This window comes from Couchioplanes azureus (assembly GCF_014648355.1).
GTDB classification, from domain to species: Bacteria; Actinomycetota; Actinomycetes; order Mycobacteriales; family Micromonosporaceae; genus Actinoplanes; species Actinoplanes azureus.
Window position 1 is genome coordinate 281,788 of sequence record NZ_BMQY01000006.1, and the last position, 18,584, is coordinate 300,371.

Sequence of the window (18,584 nt, forward strand, 5' to 3'; positions counted from 1 at the left end):
GCGCCGTCCGTAGTGGACGCGGCCGAGCTCAGTGCTTCTTGATCCACGCCTTCTGGTGGTTGTTCGTCTTGCTATTGCACTTGGCGCTCTGGCCGTTCAGCAGGGTTGCGGTCACCACGTCGACGTCCACCTGGCAGACCTGGGCCGCCTGCTGCACCGATACGTTCTGCAGCACGGAGAACGTGTTGCCGGACGCGATGTCGGTCACCGTGACGTCGACGTTGCCGACGTCGACGCTGCCGACGTTGACGTCGGCCAGGGCGAACGGGGCGAAGGACATCGCGGCGGCGGTGCCGGCGGCGGCCAGGGCGAGAGCCATTCGAATGCGCATGGGGTTCCCTTCCAGCGGACGAGCGAAGCGCTCGTCGGGTGAGGAATTTTTACCCCATATGTCCGGTTGGTGAACGCCGGAAGGCCGTCATGGGACGTCAGCGCGGCGAGTCGAGCCGAGTGGCGCGGGGCCAGGCATCCACAACTCTGCACAGTGGATGCTGCATTACACCCGGAGGACCCGAAATCTGACGCAGCACAGCAAATATTGCACTTCGGCAAGCTATCGGGCCGCGTCTCAGCACAGTGGATGGTGGGGGGTGGGCACAGGCGGCGGTCCCGCGCCGCGACGCGGGACCGCCGGTGATGCCTCACCCCTTGTGCCACTTCTGGTTCGCCGTGCCGGCGCACTCCCACAGTTGCAGGCGGGCCCCGTCGCCGGAGTTCCAGTCCTTGATGTCGACGCACTTGTTCGCCTGCGGGTTGACCAGGTCACCCGCCGCGGACAGGACGAACTGCTGGGCGCCCGTACCGTTACAGGTGTAGAGCTGCACGGCCGCGCCGTTCGCGGTGGAACCGCCCGCCACGTCCATGCATTTGCCGCCCGCCTGCAGGGTGCCGCCGGTGAAGGTCCACTTCTGGGCGCCGGAACCGTTGCAGGTCCACGCCTGCAGCGGCGCGCCGTCGACGAAGGTGCCGCTGGGGACGTCGATGCACTTGCCGTGCCAGTCGCTGACCACCGCGACCGCGCCGGGCGGCGGGGCCGGGCTGGGGCCGCCCGCGCCGAACGGGGTGAGGATCAGGCCGGCCGTACGGGGGTCGCCGTGGTGCACCAGCGATTCGAAGGCGCCGACGTCGTCGAAGGCGAACGCGTACGCCCGGCCGTCCGCCATGTGCTGGTGAATGATCTTGGCGTACTGGTTCGTCGGGCTGTTCTGGTAGAACTGCGCGGCGTTCGTGCTCGGCTGCGTGTCGATCGTGCCCAGGGTGCCGCGGTTGAGGGCGGCGCACAGGGTGCGGGAGATCGGGCCCACCACCAGGTCGTTCGGTGCCGGCAGGTCGCCGTCGCAGCCCCAGACCGAGGCCGTCGACGGCTTGGTGAACGAGGCCACCCGCTGACCCGCCGAGTTGGTGAACGTCATGACGCTCCCGGAGGTACGCCCGAAGTATCTGGTGTTCGGCTGGTCCGCGAACGGCACGACCGTCAGCGTCCTGGTGGCGTACGCGTTCCACGCCCACGCGATGTACGGGTCGAGATAGTTGGCGTCCATCAGCCCCGCCTGCGCGGCCTTGCCCGGTGCGAGCACCCGCAGCACCGTGCCGTCGGGCCGGGTGTACACCGTGTTCGCCCAGGCCGGCTGCGCCTTGATGGCGTTGATCACGGCGTTGCGGCCGTTGCTGACCGGCTCGCCCGTCTTCGCCGTCACGCCGTTCGCGCCGGTGACCGTGACGGCGTGCGGTACGGCGAACATGTCCACCTGGGAGCTGTTCAGCCACAGCCCGGCGTCGTTGTAGGTGAACTCGCTCCAGTCGAACAGGATGTTCCGGTTCGGGTCGCCGGCGGCCCAGGGCGCCGGCTGCACCAGGCCGTCCGGGGTCAGGAAGAACTTCAGCTTCTCGCCGAGGGAGAAGTAGACGCGTCCCGAGAAGCCGCGCGGGAACTGGACGGTTGTCGCGCCGCCGTTGCCGGGGCCGGCGATAGAGACGTCCGGCGCCGGCGACGGCGGGATGTGCCCGGCCGGCCAGGGGTTGAAGGCGCCGCTCTTGGTGACGTACCCGAGGCGGTTGGTCGCCAGGTTGATGCCGATGACGTACAGGTGGACGGCCTCGCCGCGGCCGGTGTTGTTCGTGATCGTGACGGGCAGCAGGGCGGGACCGACGGCATGCGCCGGCGCGGCGGCCGAGACGGCCGCGGGCGCGGCCAGAACCAGGGCGGAGAGCGCCTGCACCAGCTTTCTCTTGGTACGCACGGTGACTCCTCGGGGACGAAGCGGCAACTACGCGGGACGAAGCGGGAAGAAGGGGACGAAGGGCGACGGTGGGGAGCCGGTGAAGAGGAGGGACAGCACACTAGAGAGCGCTCTCACAGCATCGAATGGTTAACATCTTGTGTCAATAGATGACCAGTGATGTGACAGCCGCTTGCCGGACAGTGGCCGCGCGGCAGGCGCCCGCGGAGATCGACGGCATAGGGTCGAGGCATGAGCGAGATGAGCTACCGCCGCCTCGGCACCTCCGGGCTGGTCGTCTCCGTCGTCGGCATCGGCTGCAACAACTTCGGCCGCAAGCTCGACCTGGACGGGACCCGGGCCGTCGTCGACGCGGCCTTCGACGCCGGGATCACCCTCTTCGACACCGCCGACATCTACGGCACCCCGCACGGCAGCTCCGAGGAGTGTCTCGGCGCCGCGCTCAAGGGCCGCCGGGACGAGATCGTGCTCGCCACCAAGTTCGGCATGGACATGGAGGGGCTCAACGGCAACGACCGGGGCGCCCGGGGCTCGCGGCGATACATCGTGCGGGCCGTCGAGGCGTCGCTGCGCCGGCTCGGCACCGACTACATCGACCTCTACCAGCTGCACGAGCCCGACGAGGCCACGCCGATCGACGAGACGCTGTCGGCGCTCGACGACCTGGTACGCGGCGGCAAGGTGCGCTACCTGGGCAACTCCAACTTCGCCGGCTGGCAGATCGCCGACGCCGACTGGACCGCGCGGACCGCCGGCTGGACGCCCTTCGTCAGCGCGCAGAACCAGTACAGCCTGCTGCACCGGGAGGTGGAGGCCGAGGTCGTGCCCGCCTGCGAGCGGTTCGGGCTCGGGCTGCTGCCGTTCTTCCCCCTCGACAGCGGCCTGCTCAGCGGCAAGTACCAGCGCGGACAGCAGCCGCCGGAGGGCACCCGGCTCTCCCTCGAGCGCTACCGGCGGTGGCTCGACGGCGCCGACTGGGACACGATCGAGGCGCTGACCGCGTACGGCAAGGAGCGCGGCCACTCCCTGCTCGACGTGGCCATCGCCGGCCTCGCCGCGCGCCCGGCGGTGACCAGTGTGATCGCCGGCGCGACCACGCCCGAGCAGGTACGCGCCAACGCCGCGGCCGGCGCCTGGCAACTCACCGTGGAGGACGTCGCCGCCCTCGACGAGATCCTCGGCTGAGGATGGACCTGGAGGAGCGGGCGCGGGCCGTCCTGCCGCCGGCCGTGTTCGAGTACTACCGCGGCGGCGCCGGCGCGGGCATCAGCCGCGACGAGGCCACCGCCGCGTGGCGTGACTGGCGGTTCCTGCCCCGCCTCTTCCAGGACGTCTCGCGGGTCAGCACCGAGATCAGCCTGTTCGGCACCACCCTCGCCGCCCCCGTCCTCGCCGGGCCGACGGCGCTGCACACGCTCGCGCATCCCGAGGGCGAGGTGGCGACCGCCCGGGGCGTCGCCGCCGCCGGGTCGGTGCTGGTGCACTCGGCCCGGGCCGGGGTGCCCGTCGAGTCGGACCGGTGGTGGTTCCAGGCGTACGTGCTGCGGGACCGGTCGCTGACCGAGGCGCAGGTGCGCGATGCCGCCGACCGGGGTGCGCGGGCCGTCGTGCTCACCGCCGACGCACCTTACGTGCACCGGTCAGCGATCCCCGAAGCCGGCGCCGCCGCGCCCGGGAACAGGCCGCCCGAGTGGCGGCAGGATCCGGCGCTCGGGGTCGACGCCATCGCCTGGCTGGCCGGGATCTCCGGTCTTCCGGTACTGGTCAAGGGAGTTCTGCGGCCCGCGGACGCGCTCGCTGCGGTGGCGGCCGGCGCGGCCGGGGTGATCGTCTCCAACCACGGCGGCCGCCAGCTCGATCGGGCCGTCTCCTCCGCACACGCGCTGAGGCCGGTCGTCGAGGCGGTCGGCGCCCGGATTCCGGTGCTGGTCGACGGCGGCATCCGCGACGGCGCCGACGTGCTGACCGCGCTGGCGCTGGGCGCACGGGCCGTCCTGCTCGGGCGGCCGGTGCTGTGGGCGCTCGCCACGGACGGCGCCCAGGGCGTACGGGACCTGCTGGACGCCTGCCGCGAGAGCCTCGCGGACACCATGGCGCAGGCCGGGCTGGCCACCGTCGCCGACATCAACGCCTCGGTGCTGGTAGCCCGGTGAAGGGCTACACCTCGGCGAAGATCGGCCCGTCGTCCGTCAGCGGCGGCACCTCGCCGCGCTCGGCGGCGCGGCGGGCGAACTCACGTACCCCTGCGATCTGCCGCTCCCCCAGGGAGAAGTCGAGCGCCCGGAAGTAGGTGGCCAGGGTGGCGGCGTCGAACGGCTCCCAGCGGGCGGCCGCCTCCGCGACCTCGTCCAGCTCGCCGAGGCAGAGGTCGCGGGAGCGCAGGAACGCCTCGTGCACCTCCTTGACCACGCCCGGCTGGGCGGCGGCGAAGTCCTTGCGGACCGCCCAGACCGCGAAGACCATCGGCAGGCCCGTCCACTCCTTCCAGGCCTGGGCCAGATCGGTCACCTCGAGTCCCCGCGCGGGCGCCTCGTAGAGCGCACGCAGCGCCGGGTCACCGATGATCACGGCGGCGTCGGCCTCCAGGAGCATCTGGTTGAGCTCCGGCGGGCAGCGGAAGTACTCGGGATCCGCGCCGTACCGCTCGGAGAGCAGCATCTGCGCCAGCAGGACGCCGGTGCGCGAGGTCGAGCCGAGCGCGACCGGACGGCCGTCCAGCTCGGCGAGGGGCCGGGTCGAGACGAGGTGTACGGAGAGCACCGGGCCGTCGCTGCCGACCGCGAGGTCCGGCAGCAGCAGCAGCTCGTCGGCGTGCCGCAGGTATTCCACGAGCGAGATCGGGCCGATGTCGAGGTCACCGGCGACGAGCGCGGCGTTGAGCCGGTCCGGGGTGTCCTTCTGCAGGTCGACGTCGAGCAGCGCGCCGGAGCGCATCAGGCCCCAGTAGAGGGGCAGGCAGTTGAGGAACTGGATGTGCCCGACCCGGGGCCGCCGCACTGCGTCGTCGCTCATGCACCGACGCTATCTCCGGCATTCATCCGGCGACGCCTGTCCCGCGGGCGGGAGGGAGCTATCTCACGTCCGGCGGGGCCACGGAGCGGAAATCCGGTCGTCGCCAGCAGCGGCGGGGCGTACTCTGGTGGGCCGCCCGCGGGGACCGCGCGCATTCTCAACCGGGCACTGCCGACACCGCACCCTGCCGGAGCGCCGGGCGGCCCAGGTCAGCCGAACCACAGACACCGACGCCGAAAGGTTCCTCGGATGACGCTGCCTGCCCACACCGACCTCGACGACGACCTGGCCGCGGAGCGGCGGCACCTCGCCGCGTCGCGGGAGGCCCTGCGCCGGATGCGCGGCCGGGCCGAGTCGCTCTACTCCTCCTCCGCGGACGTCGCCGGCGACTCGTTCGCGGCCGAGACGCTCGGGCGAGCCCTGTCCCGCCGGGTCGCCGAGCTGGCCGACGACCCGACCACCCCGCTGTTCTTCGGCAAGCTCGACGTCCAGGACACCGCGTACCACATCGGGCGCCGGCACGTCACCGACGACGCCGGGGAGCCCATGGTGCTCGACTGGCGGGCCCCGCTGTCGCAGTCGTTCTACCGGGCCAGCGTGCGCGACCCGCGAGGGGTCTCGACGCGCCGCCGGTTCGGGTTCGTCAAGGGGGAGCTGACCAGCTTCGAGGACGAGCACCTGGACCGGGGCGAGGAGCTCGGCACCAGCAGCCGGATCCTGACCGCCGAGATCGAGCGGCCGCGCGTCGGGCCGATGCGCGACATCGTGGCCACCATCCAGCCCGAGCAGGACGAGCTGGTCCGGGCCGACCTGGAGGACTCGATCTGCGTCCAGGGCGCCCCGGGCACCGGAAAGACGGCGGTCGGCCTGCACCGGGCCGCCTACCTGCTGTACGTGCACCGCGAACGTCTGCGGCGCTCCGGAGTGCTGATCGTCGGCCCGAACGCCGCGTTCCTCGCGTACATCTCGGCGGTCCTGCCGGCCTTGGGCGAGGTCGAGGTGCAGCAGTCCACGGTGGACGACCTGGTGGCGCGGGTACCCGTGAAGGGTTCCGACAGCGACGCCGCCGCCCTGCTGAAGCATGACGTGCGCATCGCCGAGGTGCTGCGCCGGGCCCTGTGGAGCAGGCTGGCCAAGCCCACCGAGCCGATCATGGTGTCGGACGGCTCGTACCGGTGGCGCATCGACGCCGAGCCGCTGCGCCGCATCGTCGACGAGGCGCGGCGGGAGGGTCTGCCGTACGCGGTGGGCCGGGAGCGGGTCCGCGCCCGGGTGGTCGCTCTGCTGCAACGGCAGTCGGAATACCGCACCGGCAACTCGCCCGGCGAGGGCTGGCTGCGCCGGATGGCGAAGGTGGCGCCGGTCCGGGAGTTCCTCGACGCGGCCTGGCCCGCGGTCACCCCGGAAGCGCTGGTCGTCGGGCTGCTCACCGACGCGGAGCTGCTGGCGTCCGCCGGCGAGGGCATCCTCACCGCGGACGAGCAGGCCGCGCTGCTCTGGCCCAGGGCGCCGAAGACCCCGAGGTCCGCCCGGTTGAGCGCCGCCGACCTGCTGCTGCTCGACGAGGCCGCCGGGCTGCTGGAGCGCCAGGCCAGCTTCGGGCACGTGGTGGTCGACGAGGCGCAGGACCTCTCGCCCATGCAGGCCCGGGCCATCGCGCGGCGCAGCGAGCACGGCTCCGTCACGCTGCTCGGCGACCTCGCCCAGGGCACCGCGCCGTGGGCGGCCGCCCGGTGGCAGGACACGCTCACGCACCTGGGCAAGCCGGACGCCGCCGTGGTGCCGCTGACCGTCGGCTTCCGCGTACCTTCGGCGGTGGTGGCCCTCGCCAACCGGCTGCTCCCGGCGCTGGGGGTGGACGTGCCGGAGGCCGTGTCGCTGCGCCGCGACGGCGACCTCACCGTCGTGGGCCTCGCCGACCCCGCCGAACTGGACGCCGCGACGCTGGTCGAGGTGACCGCGGCGCTGGAGCACGAGGGCTCGGTCGCGGTCATCGCGGCGGACGCCGCGGTGGACCGGCTGCGCGGCCACCTCGCCGCGGCGGGGCTGACGTCCGCGACGCCCGGCGACGTCGACTCCGAGGCGCGCGTCACGGTCGTGCCGGCCACGATCGTCAAGGGCCTCGAGTACGACCACGTGATCGTCGTCGAGCCCGCGGAGATCGTCGCCGCGGAGCCACGCGGCCTGCACCGGCTCTACGTGGTGCTGACCCGGGCGGTGTCCCGGCTCTCGGTGGTCCACTCGGCACCCCTGCCGGAGCCGCTTTCCGCCTGACGTGATGGTTCGGTTGAACTTCCGACTCAGCGGCCACGTACTTCGCATCGTGGTGCGACGATCGACGGGTCCTCTGCCGTGAGACCCGAGGAGCCGGTCATGCGCCACCCGCCGCCCGGTGTACCGACCTGGGTCGATCTGGGAACCTCGGACCTGCCCGACGCGACCCGCTTCTACACCGAGCTGTTCGGCTGGGAGGCCGATGTGTCCGGTGAGGAGTACGGCGGCTACACCACCTTCCGGCTCGACGGCCACGCCGCCGCCGGGGCCGGTCCGCTGTTCGGCGAGGGACAGCCCACGGCGTGGAGCATGTACCTCGCCACGGACGACGCCGACGAGATCGCCGCCCGGGTGGAGGACGCCGGCGGCAAGGTGCTGGTGGCCCCCTTCGACGTGATGTACCAGGGCCGGATGGCCACGTTCCTCGACCAGGCCGGCGCGCCCTTCAGCGTGTGGCAGCCGGGCAGCATGCGGGGCGCCGACGTCTTCGACGTGCCCGGCGCACTGGCCTGGAACGAGCTGGCCACCCGGGACGTGGAGGGGTCCGCGGCCTTCTACGGTGCGGTGTTCGGATGGCTGGGCCGGGAGGTCTCGGTGGGCGGGCGGCCGTACCTCGCCTGGGAGCTCGACGGCGTCACCATCGCGGGCATGACGGAGATGGACGACACCTGCCCCGACGATCTGCTGCCACATTGGATGGTGCACTTCGCGGTGATCGACTGCGACGGGGCGGCCGAGTACGCCCGGTCGCTCGGCGGCATGGTGCTCCGCCCACCGGCGGACCTGCCGATCGGCCGCTGCGCCCTCCTGCAGGACCCGCAGGGCGGGGCGTTCTCGATAGTGCAGACCGTCAACGCCTGACCTTTCCGGCGTCGCGGACCGTCAGCGCCTGACCGGCACGACCAGCGGGCCGTGCTCGCCCTCGATCACCCGGACCCGCACCCGGTAGTGCTCGGCCAGCAGGTCCGTGGTCAGCACCTCGCGGGCGGTGCCCTTGGCCACCACCCGGCCGCCGGACAGCAGCACCATGCGGTCGGCGTACTCGCCGGCCGTGGTCAGGTCGTGCATGGTGGCGAGCACGGTCAGGCCGCGCTCGGCCCGCAGCCGGTCGACGAGCTCCAGAACCTCCTGCTGGTGGCCGATGTCCAGCGCGCTGGTCGGCTCGTCCAGCAGCAGGATGCGCGCCTCCTGGGCCAGCGCCCGCGCGAGGAAGACCCGTTGCCGCTCGCCACCGGAGAGGGTCTCCAGCGGGCGGCCGGCGAAGGCCTCCAGATCGAGCACCGCCAGCACCTCGCCGACCCGGGCCAGATCCGTGGCGGATTCGCGGCCCAGCGCGGGGATGTGGGGGCTGCGCCCGAGCAGCACGTAGTCGTAGACCAGCATCGCCGGCGGCACGACCGGCGACTGGGCCACCGTGGCGAGCGTGCGGGCCCGTTCGCGCCGGGTCAGCCGGTCCAGCGGGGTGCCGCCGAGCGCGATCGATCCCTCGTACGAGACCAGCCCGCCGACCGCCCGCAGCACGGTCGACTTGCCGGCGCCGTTCGGGCCGATGATGGTCACCCACTCACCGTCGGCCACGTCGAGCTCCACGCCGTCCACGATCAGCGCGCCGCCGAGCCGGACCCGCAGGCCCCGTACGGCGATCATGTGCGGGTCCGGCGGAGCACGACGGCGAAGAACGGCGCACCGAAGAACGCGGTGACCACGCCGATGGGCACCTCGGCCGGGCTCGCCACGGTCCGCGCCACCAGGTCGGTCAGGGCCAGGAAGGCGCCGCCGTAGAGCACCGACAGCGGCAGGATCGACCGGTAGCTCGGCCCGGCGAGCAGCCGCATCGTGTGCGGCACGATCATGCCGACGAAGCCGATCAGGCCGGAGACGGACACGGCCGCCGCGGTGCCGAGCGACGCCGCGACCACCAGCAGATAGCGGCTGCGCTGCGGGTGCAGGCCCAGGCTCGTCGCCTCCTCGTCACCGACCGTCAGCACGTCCAGCTCGCGGCGGTGGATCAGCACGATCAAACCCGTGACCGCCGCGTACGGCAGGACGACGAGCACGTCGTGCCAGCCGGCGGTCGCCAGCCGGCCGAGCAGCCACGCGTACACCTCGCGCAGCGACTCGGTGTGCCGTTGCATGAGGAACGTCTGAGCCGCGGCCAGGAACGCGGAGACGGCCACCCCGGAGAGGATCAAGGTCGCGGGCGTACGGGTCCGGCCCCCGGCCGCCCCGAGCAGATAGGTCAGCACCACGGCGACGATCGCGCCGACGAAGGCCGCCAGAGGTACGCCCACCGGCAGGTCGGCGGTGACGTCGCCGGCGCCGCCCCGGAAGGTGATGACCGCGGTGACGCCCAGCCCGGCACCGGCCGCGATGCCGAGCAGGTGCGGGTCGGCGAGCGGGTTGCGGAACACGCCCTGGTAGGCGGCGCCGGCCAGGGCCAGCAGCGCGCCGACCAGGAGGCCGAGCACCACCCGCGGCAGGCGCAGCTCGGTGATGATGGCGACCTCGCGCTCGGTCAGGCCGCTGTCCAGCCGTACGCCCGGAACGAGGTTGAGCAGCTCGGCCGCGACCGCGCCGGGCGGCAGGGTGATCGGCCCCACCGCGATCCCGGCGACCAGCGCGACCGCCACGGCGGCGACGCCGCCGATGAACCAGGCGGCCCGCAGTCCGGCGGGCCGGACGGTCACGCCGCCGGTGCCTTGGCGACCGCGTCCGCGACGGCTTGGACCAGGTCCACGACGCGCGGTCCCCAGCGCGACGCGACGTCGTCGTTCAAGGCCACGATCTGCTTGTTCTTGACCGCGGTGACCCCGGCCCAGCCCTTGCGCCTCGCCACGGTCTCCGGGGACTGGGCGCAGCACTTGCTGTCCGCCAGGAAGATCATGTCGGGGTCGGCGGCGATCAGCGCCTCCTGGGCGAGCTGCGGATAGGCCGTCTTGGCGCCGTCGGCCACGTTCTTCAGCCCGAAGAGCGCGAAGATCGAGCCGACGTAGGTCTCCGACGTCACGGTGTAGTACGTCGGATCCAGCTCGTAGTAGTAGGTCAGCGGCGCCGACCGCGCCGGCACACCCTTCACGATCTTGTCGATCTGGCCCCGCATCCGCTCGACCAGCGCGGCCGCCTCCGCCGGGTGCCCGGTGAGCGCGCCGAGCTGACCGATCTGGGTGTACGAGTCCTGGAGGGTCTTCGCCGCCGGCGTCCTCAGCACGGGAATCTTGAGCCTGGTGAGCTGCTCCACGATCTTGTTGAGGTCGTCGGAGAGCACCACGAGGTCGGGGTTCTTGGCCGCGATCGCCTCCGCGTTGGGCTTGAACCCGGACAGGTCGCTCCGGGGTGCCTCGGCGGGATAGTTCGACTGGTCGTCGACGGCGGTGACCTGCTTGCCGGCGTCGATCGCGAAGAGCATCTCCGTGGCGGTCGGCGACAGCGACACGATCCGCTCGGGCCGCTTGTCGAGGGTGACCCCGCCGGCCGTCACGGGGAAGGCGGCGCCGCTCGCGCTCGCCGCGGGGCTGGCGGTTTCGTTCGTGCCGCCACCACCGCAGCCGCCGAGCAGCAGCGCGGTCACCGCGATCGCGGCGGTCATGAGCCGTCTCATCCTGAACCTCCTGCCGGGCCCGCCGGCCGGAGCCCGGCCCGCGAGGCGCTCTTCCTGCGAGAGCGCGGAATCGCGACCAGCGTGCAGGCGACCTGGCTACGCCCGGGGTACAGGACTTCACAGTTGCGGGACAGCGCCGGAATCCCACCGGCTTCGCTGCTACGCGGTCAGGTTGACGCTATCCCACCGGTTGACCGGCCGTTCTGCCGGATACGGAAAACTACCTGTCACAGCCGGTGAGCCGTGACAGGTAGTCCCCATGCGGGTCAGCAGTACGTGGATTCCTTGCCGATCACCTTGTACGGGCAGTCCGCCACCTCGGCGATCTTCAGCGTCGATTCCCGGTTCCGGCTGGTCTCCCTGGTGATGACCTCGTCCGGCGGGTAGAAGCCGCCGCCCGACGAGCTCCGCGGGTACAGCTCGAAGGTGTACGCGAAGATCCGGTGCGTACCCCAGAGCCAGTCGAGCGAGTCACCGTCGGTGATGTAGAGGTCGCTGGACTGCTCCGGCGTGTAGCCGTTGGTCGCGGCCATCTGCCGGCCCAGCGTGGCGAAGGTGTTGTACTGGTCGGCGTTCATGCCGGTAGTGGTGTTCGCCGTGGTGTAGCCGAAGGGCCAGAGCACCAGCTCCGAGTACGAGTGGAAGTCGATGGCGGCCTTGATCTGCTGCACGCCGCCCACCACGCGGCCGTTGACGAAGTCCCGCACCACGCGGGTCTCGGGCGCCGAGAACGCCTCGGGCCCGCGGTAGGTGTCCGATGCCGGGTTGCTCGAGGAACCGCGACAGCAGCCCCAGCGGTAGCCGTAGTTGCGGTTCAGGTCGGTGCCCACGTACGAGGAACCGGTGTTGGGCTGCCGGTTCTTGCGCCACGACCGGTAGCTGCCGGTCGCGACGTCGTACTCGGCGCCGTCCGGGTTGACCGACGGGATGATCCAGATCTCGCGGCTGTTCACGATGTTGCGGACCCGGGTGTCACTCGCGTAGTTGTCCGTGTAGAGATGCAGGATGTAGAGGGCCATCTCCACGGTCAGGTGCTCACGGGCGTGGTGGTTGGCGTCGTACAGGACCTCGGGCTCGCTCTCGTCCGTGCCGACGTTGTCGGAGATCTTCACGGCGACGATGTCCCGGTTCTGGTACGACTTCCCGATCACCCGCTTGCTCGCGATGGCCGGGTAGCGGGCGACCACCGCGTTGACGTCGGCGACCATCTCCGCGTAGTTGTGATACCCGGCGTCCTGCTGCGGGAAGTCCCGGGTGGACGCGCCCTCGCCCGGGGCGGCGACCTCGATCTTCCGGACGGTGAATCCGAGCGCCCGCAGCGTCCTGACCTCGCTGGGCGTGGCGGTGACCTCGACGACCGCGTGCTCCACCGCGTCGATGGCGACGCCGGTGCTGGCGATCGTGTTGCGCTGGGCGAGCGTACGCACGTCGTAGATCTCGTACTGGGCCGGACCGTCGGCGCGCGGCTCCGCGGTGGCGGGCGGCGCGGTGGCTGCGGAAGCGGCGATCAGGGCGAGGCCGGCGGCGGCCGCCGCGACCAGGCCGGTGACGCGTTTTCTCATGAACGACCTCCGGGGGGTATCAGAGGGTTCGGGCTTCCGTCACTGCACCACCCTGAATAGACGTTTGGCAATGCAGCGGGCCTGCCACCGACCATGCCAAAGTGCCCCCTACGTCGACGTGATGACGTCAGGAAACCCGTAGTTCAATCTTGACGTTCCGGCTTCCGCTCCCGCTCCGGCTGCCGCTCCCGCTCCGGCTGCCGCTCCCGCTCCGGCTTCCGCTCCCGCTCCGGCTTCCGCTCCCGCCGCCCGGCGGGCGCCGCGTGTCACACGTCAGACGGCCCGCGGGCCGTCCTCGCCGGATGCGGCGGGCCGACCTTGCCCGACGTTGGGGGTCGACCTTTCCCGACGTGACGGGTCTCCTTGGCCGAGGCGACCGGCCTCCTGGGCCGAGGTGGCGGACGCTCCTGAGCCGGCGCGACCAGCCCTCCTGGGCCGACGTGGCGGACGCTCCTGGGCGGACGCTCCTGGGCCGACGCGACGGGCCCTCGTTGCTGGGCTCGGCGGGTCAGACGGCCGGCGGCGGGGCGTCTTTGCCGGCTTCGGCCTTGCCGGGCTGCGCGGGCGCGGCGGCCCGGTCACCGGCCGCGGCGGCGGTCTCGTCGCCGGCAAGGGCGGCGCGCAGCCGCGCCTTCTCCGCGGCGCGTCGCCGTGCGACCTCGCCGAGCTGCTCGGCCATCTCGTTGCGCCACTTGGCCAGCAGGAAGTAGGAGAAGGCCGCCGAGGCGACCAGCGCGATCATCGCCTTGACCAGAATGTGCAGCGGCACCGGCAGAAGCATCACGAAGACCACGACGAACAGCCCGAGACGGCCGAGCGTGTACTTGACGGCGGGACTCATCACGAACTCCTGTCAGCCCGCCCGGTGGCTCAGCCACCGCAGGCCGTAGAACCAGACCAGGCAGTACACCACGGTGAGACCGAAGGCACCGATCGCCCCACTGACCAGCGAGGGAAAGATCGGAGCGACGAGCCCGGCCAGGGTCATCCCGACGGCGATCCCGAACCCGGCCCCGAGAGCCGCGACCACGATCCGGTACGCCCCATAGCCGGCCGCCCGGAACTCCTCGGTGAAGAGCCACACGGGCAGCACGATCGCGATCCACCCGCTGGCCGCCCCGAACTCCGAGATCCGCAGCAGCGAAAGCACGCCCTCGAAGATCAGCAGAACGACCAGACCGGCGACAAGCCCCGCCAGCGCCACACCCATGAGGTCCTGAACGCTCGCCAACCGCCCGTCCGCATCCCGGCGCGGACGGCGCGCACTCTGAGTCTCCGCCATGACACCACGAGGGTACGCCGCCCCGGCCCGGCCATCGAAGCCCACACCCACCCATCCCGCACAGCCCACCCAGCCCAACCCTGGCGTGGCGTCAACCGGCCTGACCTGGCCCGTCCCGGCGGCACCCCGGACCGGCCTGGCACGGCCGGTCCGGCGTGACCCGGCGCGGCCCGGCCCAGCGTGACCCGGCCCAGCGTGGCTCACCCTGGTCCGACGTGGCCCGGCCCGGCGTGGTCCTGACGCCGGCCCGCCGGCTCGACCCGGTCCACCTCACCGGCGGAGGACGTCGACCCCTCGATCCGGCCGGGTCCCGGCCGGGCGAGCGTTGCCGTCAAGCGCGCGGGAACGCGCCGTCAGGCCCACACCTGCTGCGGCTCGCTGCGCCGCTCGGCCAGCGGGGTCGGCTTGTCGTATTCGCGGACGACCTCGTACCGGGTGTTGCGCTCGACCGGCTGGAAGCCCGCGTCCCAGATCAGGTCGAGCAGGTCGGCGCGGTGCATGGTGTTCGGGGTGCCGTAGGAGTCGGCGTCGTGCGTGATCTTGTATTCGACGACCGAGCCGTCCAGGTCGTCGACGCCGAAGTTGAGCGAGAGCTGCGCGACCGACAGGCCGTGCATGACCCAGAAGCACTTGACGTGCGGCACGTTGTCGAACATCAGCCGGGACACCGCGAACGTCTTCAGGGACTCGGCGGGCGCCGCCATCGTCGTGCGGGCCTGGATCCGGTTGCGGATCTTGCCGTCCGCCGAGTCGACGAAGTCGTGCTGGTAGCGAAGCGGAATGAAGACCGCGAAACCGCCCGTCTCGTCCTGGAGCTCACGGAGGCGCATGACGTGGTCGACCCGGTGCCGCGGCTCCTCGATGTGCCCGTACAGCATGGTCGCCGGGGTTTTCATGCCCTTCTGGTGTGCCAGCCGGTGGATCCGCGACCAGTCCTCCCAGTGGCAGTTGTGGTCCACGATGTGCTGGCGGACCTCCCAGTCGAAGATTTCCGCGCCGCCGCCGGTGAGCGACTCGAGGCCGGCGTCCATCAGCTCGTCGAGGATCTCGCTGGCGGGCAGACCGCTGATCTTCTCGAACCACTGCACCTCGGTCGCGGTGAAGCACTTGAGGTTGACGTTCGGCAGCGCCGCCTTCAGCTCGCGCAGCACCTTGGGGTAGTAGCGCCAGGGCAGCGTCGGGTGCAGGCCGTTGACGATGTGCAGCTCGGTGAGCTGCTCGTCCTCCATCTCCTTGGCCTTGCGGACCGCCTCGTCGATGCGCATCGTGTACGCATCCTTCTCGCCCGGTTTACGCTGGAAGGAGCAGTAAGCGCAGCTCGCCGAGCAGACGTTCGTGAGGTTGAGGTGCCGGTTGACGTTGAACATCACCCGGTCGCCGTTCATCTCGGTGCGCTTGTGGTGCGCCAGCCGCCCGAGCCAGGCGAGGTCGTCGGACTCGTAGAGGGCGATGCCGTCCTCGCGCGTCAGCCGCTCGCCGGCGTAGACCTTGGCCTCCAGCTCGCGCTTCAGTCCGACGTCCATCTGGGCCCCTCTCACGTTCGCGTGCGTCGAGCGTACGTCCTACCACCGACAGAACTCCGCCCGTGTGCGGCTCCGGCGGCGCAGCTCACGTGAAAGGGCTTACGATTCTCAGCGTCCTCCCATCTCCGACGGATCGACATCGGTGCAGGTGTGCGGTATGACCTTTAGAGGACGGCAGTCGCCGGACGGGGGCCGCTGGCGGACGGGGAGCGCTTTGGCGAAGTTGAGGCAGGACCGCCGGGAAGCCGCGCGAGGATTGCGCCCCTGGTGGCGCCCGCTCGCGTATTCCGCCGCGACCGCCACCGCCATCGCCGCCCTCTTCCACCCGAACCCGGCCGTCGCCGTCCCGGTGGCGCCACCGGCCGCGCCCGCCGGTCCGGTCGCGCTCCCCGGCGCCCCGGTCGCGCCTGCCGGCGTGCCGGGCGCGGTGCCCGACGCCGGTTCCCGCCCGATCGCCACCGGCTCGATCACGCTGCCGGGGCAGCGGCCCGGCGCCGGCACCAGCACCACCCCGCCGTCCACCCTTCCGGTCGCCACCGGCGGCGCCACCAGCCCGCTGCTGAAGAAGATCGAGGCGGGCCGCATCGAGATCGCCACCAAGGGCGAGGAGCTCGCCAAGCTCGACGAGGACCTCAAGCTCACCCGCAGCCAGCTCACGATCGCGGAGCAGAAGGTGCTGCAAGGCCAGTCTGCCGTCGCTGCGGCCGAGCAGGCGGTCGCGGCCGCCGCAGCCAATGCCGTACGGAACGCGGCAGCGTTGCCGCCGGGCATCGCCGGCTCGGGGCTGAACGACCTCGACGCCCTCGCCCGCATCCAGCGTGGCGAATCGGCGACCGAGCAGGCCGCCAGCCGGCAGCTGAGCATCGCGCAGGCGGCGTACACGACGGCGACGACCGAGCAGCAGACCCTGCGGGCGAAGCTCGACCTCGTCACCACCGAGCACACCAAGAAGAAGGCGATCCTCGACAAGAAGACCGCGGCCCAGCAGAAGCTCGAGCAGAAGCACACCGAGGAGATCACCGCGGCCGACGCCGCCCAGGCCGCCCGGGACGCCCAGGCCGGCGTGGGCTTCCTGGCGGGCGAGAGCGCGGGCCGCAGCGCCGACCCCCGGGCCATCGCCGCCCTGGAGATCGCCCTGGCCCAGCGCGGCGACCCGTACGTCTGGTCGGAGGAAGGCCCGGACATGTTCGACTGTTCGGGGCTCATGTATTACGCCTACCGCTCGGACGCGGCGGGCAACTTCCCGCTGACCCGCGTGGCGAAGGACCAGTATTTCCAGACCCGCGGCAAGACGGTGGACCGTTACTCCCTGCTCCCGGGCGACCTGCTCTTCTTCAACTCGACGCCGAGCTGGACGAGCATCCACCACGTCGCCATGTACGCCGGCAAGGGCATGATGGTCGAGGCCCCGCGCGCCGGCATGGACGTGATGCTCACCCCCATGCGCTGGACCCAGCTGTTCGCGGCGACCCGGATCTACGGCTCGGTCGAGGGCAAGGTCGAGGGCCCGAAGCTGGGCGCGCCGGACCCGGAGAAGCCCAGCGACCACTCGCCGGCGCCGAAGCCACCGACGAAGCCGGGCAAGCCCTCCACCCCGGGTAAGCCGTCGGACCCGGGCAAGCCCTCCACCCCGGGTAAGCCGTCGGACCCGGGCAAGCCGTCCACGCCCGGCCAGCCCTCGACGCCCGGCCAGCCCTCGACGCCCGGCCAGCCGTCCACCCCGGGTCAGCCGTCGACGCCGGGCACGCCGCCCACCTCAGGCACACCGTCCACCTCCGGCCGGCCCTCGACGCCCGCGGGAGGCAGCAACCCGCCGTCGGGCTCGGCAAGCGGGTCCACCGGGGGCAGCAAGCCGTCAGGCTCGGCAAGCGGGTCCACCGGGGGTAGCAAGCCGTCAGGTTCCGCGGGCACGTCCACGGGTGGGAGCAAGCCGTCAGGTTCCGCCGGCACGTCCACGGGCGGCAGCAAGCCGTCAGGTTCCGCCGGCACGTCCACCGCCGGCAGCAAGCCGTCAGGCACCGCAAGCACTTCTTCGACGGCGAGCACGTCGGCGCCGGCTGCTACTTCCACGAAGTCTCCGGCGTCGGCCGGCGCGCTGAAGACCGCCGCCGCGCCGGCAGCGGCCGGCACCGCCGCGACCGGCACCGCCTCGGCCGCGCCGTCGCCATCGGCCGCCAGGGCGGCCGAAGCGAAACAATCCGGTAACGGCTGAGCTAAGACCCGATCTTTACACCGCGACCGGTTGACGCCGGGTGTGCTCACGAGCGCTGATATGGCACGGTAGTGACGAGCGCCCGGCATCCGGCTTGCCCGGCGTCCGATAGGTGGCGTCGGCACGTGGGTGGCGGCGATCGGGAGGACCCATGGACGAGCAGCAGGCGACACCGGCCAGAGACGGCACCAGGCCGCCCGCTGCACAGCCGTCCACCGGGGTCCCCGGGCCAGATGATCAGGGATACCAGCTTCCCCCACCCCCCGCCGCGGGCGCGCTGTGGGCGGCTCCGGCCGCGGCCGGACCCGCGAAGCCGGTCTCCGGATCCGCACCCGTCGCCACCGCGGGTTCCGCGTCGGTGCCGGCGTCCGCATCGGCCTCCACCTTCCGCTCCGTGCCCAGCTCGGCCCCGGTCAGCGGCTCCGCGCCCGTGCCCCGCTCGGCGCCGATCACCGGCTCCGCCTCGGTCGGCGCGCCCAAGCCCGTCAGCGGCTCCGCACCTGTTACCAGCACCGCCCCGGTCTCCGGCTCGGCGTCCGCACCCAGCTCCGCCCCGGTCTCCGGCTCGGCGTCCGCACCCAGCTCCGCCCCGGTCTCCGGCTCGGCGGCTGTTCCTAGCTCCGCGCCCGTCAGCGGCTCGGCGCCCGTGTCCGGTTCGGCACCGGTTTCCGCGTCCGCGCCCAGCTCCGCGCCGGTCAGCGGGGGTGCTGCGGGGCGGGCTTCCGTCCGCAAGGACCGCTCGGCGTTCTTCCCGGACAGTCCGGGCAAATCCGCCACCGCGTCCGGTGGAGCCGGCGCACCACGTTCCGCATCCGTGTCAGGTAGCAGCTCGAAGGGTTCCGCATCCGTGTCCGGCACTTCCTCTGTCGCCTCGTCCGGCC

At 72.0% G+C, this 18,584-nt stretch carries 15 protein-coding genes, 1 pseudogene and 1 riboswitch; of the genes and pseudogenes, 5 read left to right on the forward strand and 11 right to left on the reverse strand.

All coding sequences use genetic code 11. The features are described 5' to 3' along the window. Window positions 1-28 precede the first annotated feature (28 nt). Both IEY99_RS22870 and IEY99_RS22875 read right to left on the reverse strand, forming a co-directional pair. Window positions 29-331, reverse strand: a complete 303-nt coding sequence (locus tag IEY99_RS22870) for a hypothetical protein (RefSeq protein ID WP_189206075.1) — start codon at window positions 329-331, stop codon at window positions 29-31. A 310-nt stretch (window positions 332-641) separates the two neighbouring features. Continuing rightward, window positions 642-2,240, reverse strand: a complete 1,599-nt coding sequence (locus IEY99_RS22875) for a glycoside hydrolase family 64 protein (protein ID WP_189206076.1) — start codon at window positions 2,238-2,240, stop codon at window positions 642-644. 231 nt (window positions 2,241-2,471) lie between these two features. Between IEY99_RS22875 and IEY99_RS22880 the strand changes: the two genes are divergently transcribed. Then, on the forward strand, window positions 2,472-3,425 hold the full coding sequence (locus IEY99_RS22880) for an aldo/keto reductase (RefSeq protein WP_229799113.1): 954 nt from the start codon (window positions 2,472-2,474) through the stop codon (window positions 3,423-3,425). 2 nt (window positions 3,426-3,427) lie between these two features. Beyond that, window positions 3,428-4,393, forward strand: coding sequence for an alpha-hydroxy-acid oxidizing protein (locus tag IEY99_RS22885; RefSeq protein WP_189206077.1), 966 nt, complete (start codon window positions 3,428-3,430; stop codon window positions 4,391-4,393). 4 nt (window positions 4,394-4,397) lie between these two features. Here IEY99_RS22885 and IEY99_RS22890 read toward each other — a convergent pair whose 3' ends face one another. Beyond that, complete coding sequence (locus IEY99_RS22890) at window positions 4,398-5,252, reverse strand: menaquinone biosynthetic enzyme MqnA/MqnD family protein (RefSeq protein WP_189206078.1); 855 nt, start codon at window positions 5,250-5,252, stop codon at window positions 4,398-4,400. A 249-nt stretch (window positions 5,253-5,501) separates the two neighbouring features. Between IEY99_RS22890 and IEY99_RS22895 the strand changes: the two genes are divergently transcribed. Continuing rightward, window positions 5,502-7,526 (forward strand): HelD family protein, encoded by a 2,025-nt coding sequence (locus tag IEY99_RS22895; protein ID WP_189206079.1) that lies wholly within the window; start codon window positions 5,502-5,504, stop codon window positions 7,524-7,526. A gap of 99 nt (window positions 7,527-7,625) precedes the next feature. Continuing rightward, window positions 7,626-8,387 (forward strand): VOC family protein, encoded by a 762-nt coding sequence (locus IEY99_RS22900; protein WP_189206080.1) that lies wholly within the window; start codon window positions 7,626-7,628, stop codon window positions 8,385-8,387. 21 nt (window positions 8,388-8,408) lie between these two features. On the opposite strand, the gene IEY99_RS22905 is transcribed toward IEY99_RS22900, so the two are convergent. From IEY99_RS22905 to mqnE, 7 genes and pseudogenes are all read right to left on the reverse strand, one after another. Continuing rightward, window positions 8,409-9,173, reverse strand: a complete 765-nt coding sequence (locus IEY99_RS22905) for an ABC transporter ATP-binding protein (protein WP_189206081.1) — start codon at window positions 9,171-9,173, stop codon at window positions 8,409-8,411. Next, entirely contained in the window at window positions 9,170-10,213 is a 1,044-nt protein-coding gene (locus tag IEY99_RS22910; RefSeq protein ID WP_189206082.1) for a FecCD family ABC transporter permease, read from the reverse strand. The genes IEY99_RS22905 and IEY99_RS22910 overlap by 4 nt, the downstream gene beginning before the upstream one ends. Beyond that, entirely contained in the window at window positions 10,210-11,124 is a 915-nt protein-coding gene (locus IEY99_RS22915) for an ABC transporter substrate-binding protein (RefSeq protein WP_189206083.1), read from the reverse strand. The genes IEY99_RS22910 and IEY99_RS22915 overlap by 4 nt, the downstream gene beginning before the upstream one ends. A 65-nt stretch (window positions 11,125-11,189) precedes the next feature. Beyond that, window positions 11,190-11,330: riboswitch (cobalamin riboswitch) on the reverse strand. A 63-nt stretch (window positions 11,331-11,393) separates the two neighbouring features. After that, a pseudogene (locus IEY99_RS22920) lies at window positions 11,394-12,686 on the reverse strand (M14 family metallopeptidase); the annotation flags it as partial. A 508-nt stretch (window positions 12,687-13,194) separates the two neighbouring features. Continuing rightward, window positions 13,195-13,527, reverse strand: a complete 333-nt coding sequence (locus IEY99_RS22925; RefSeq protein WP_189206085.1) for a DUF4229 domain-containing protein — start codon at window positions 13,525-13,527, stop codon at window positions 13,195-13,197. Between the two features lie 12 nt (window positions 13,528-13,539). Beyond that, window positions 13,540-13,917, reverse strand: a complete 378-nt coding sequence (locus IEY99_RS22930; protein ID WP_229799115.1) for a hypothetical protein — start codon at window positions 13,915-13,917, stop codon at window positions 13,540-13,542. 404 nt (window positions 13,918-14,321) lie between these two features. Beyond that, window positions 14,322-15,491, reverse strand: coding sequence for an aminofutalosine synthase MqnE (mqnE, locus tag IEY99_RS22935; protein ID WP_189206087.1), 1,170 nt, complete (start codon window positions 15,489-15,491; stop codon window positions 14,322-14,324). A 214-nt stretch (window positions 15,492-15,705) separates the two neighbouring features. Between mqnE and IEY99_RS34430 the strand changes: the two genes are divergently transcribed. Beyond that, entirely contained in the window at window positions 15,706-17,703 is a 1,998-nt protein-coding gene (locus IEY99_RS34430) for a C40 family peptidase (protein WP_229799117.1), read from the forward strand. Between the two features lie 237 nt (window positions 17,704-17,940). Here IEY99_RS34430 and IEY99_RS22945 read toward each other — a convergent pair whose 3' ends face one another. Next, on the reverse strand, window positions 17,941-18,480 hold the full coding sequence (locus IEY99_RS22945; protein WP_189206088.1) for a hypothetical protein: 540 nt from the start codon (window positions 18,478-18,480) through the stop codon (window positions 17,941-17,943). Window positions 18,481-18,584 lie beyond the last annotated feature (104 nt).

Bases quoted from the DNA above. Each gene is read 5' to 3' on its own strand.
- IEY99_RS22870 (WP_189206075.1), bottom strand. From the start codon at position 331: ATGCGCATTCGAATGGCTCTCGCCCTGGCCGCCGCCGGCACCGCCGCC.
- IEY99_RS22880 (WP_229799113.1), top strand. From the start codon at position 2,472: ATGAGCGAGATGAGCTACCGCCGCCTCGGCACCTCCGGGCTGGTCGTC.
- IEY99_RS22885 (WP_189206077.1), top strand. From the start codon at position 3,428: ATGGACCTGGAGGAGCGGGCGCGGGCCGTCCTGCCGCCGGCCGTGTTC.
- IEY99_RS22890 (WP_189206078.1), bottom strand. From the start codon at position 5,252: ATGAGCGACGACGCAGTGCGGCGGCCCCGGGTCGGGCACATCCAGTTC.
- IEY99_RS22895 (WP_189206079.1), top strand. From the start codon at position 5,502: ATGACGCTGCCTGCCCACACCGACCTCGACGACGACCTGGCCGCGGAG.
- IEY99_RS22900 (WP_189206080.1), top strand. From the start codon at position 7,626: ATGCGCCACCCGCCGCCCGGTGTACCGACCTGGGTCGATCTGGGAACC.
- IEY99_RS22905 (WP_189206081.1), bottom strand. From the start codon at position 9,173: ATGATCGCCGTACGGGGCCTGCGGGTCCGGCTCGGCGGCGCGCTGATC.
- IEY99_RS22915 (WP_189206083.1), bottom strand. From the start codon at position 11,124: ATGAGACGGCTCATGACCGCCGCGATCGCGGTGACCGCGCTGCTGCTC.
- IEY99_RS22925 (WP_189206085.1), bottom strand. From the start codon at position 13,527: ATGAGTCCCGCCGTCAAGTACACGCTCGGCCGTCTCGGGCTGTTCGTC.
- mqnE (WP_189206087.1), bottom strand. From the start codon at position 15,491: ATGGACGTCGGACTGAAGCGCGAGCTGGAGGCCAAGGTCTACGCCGGC.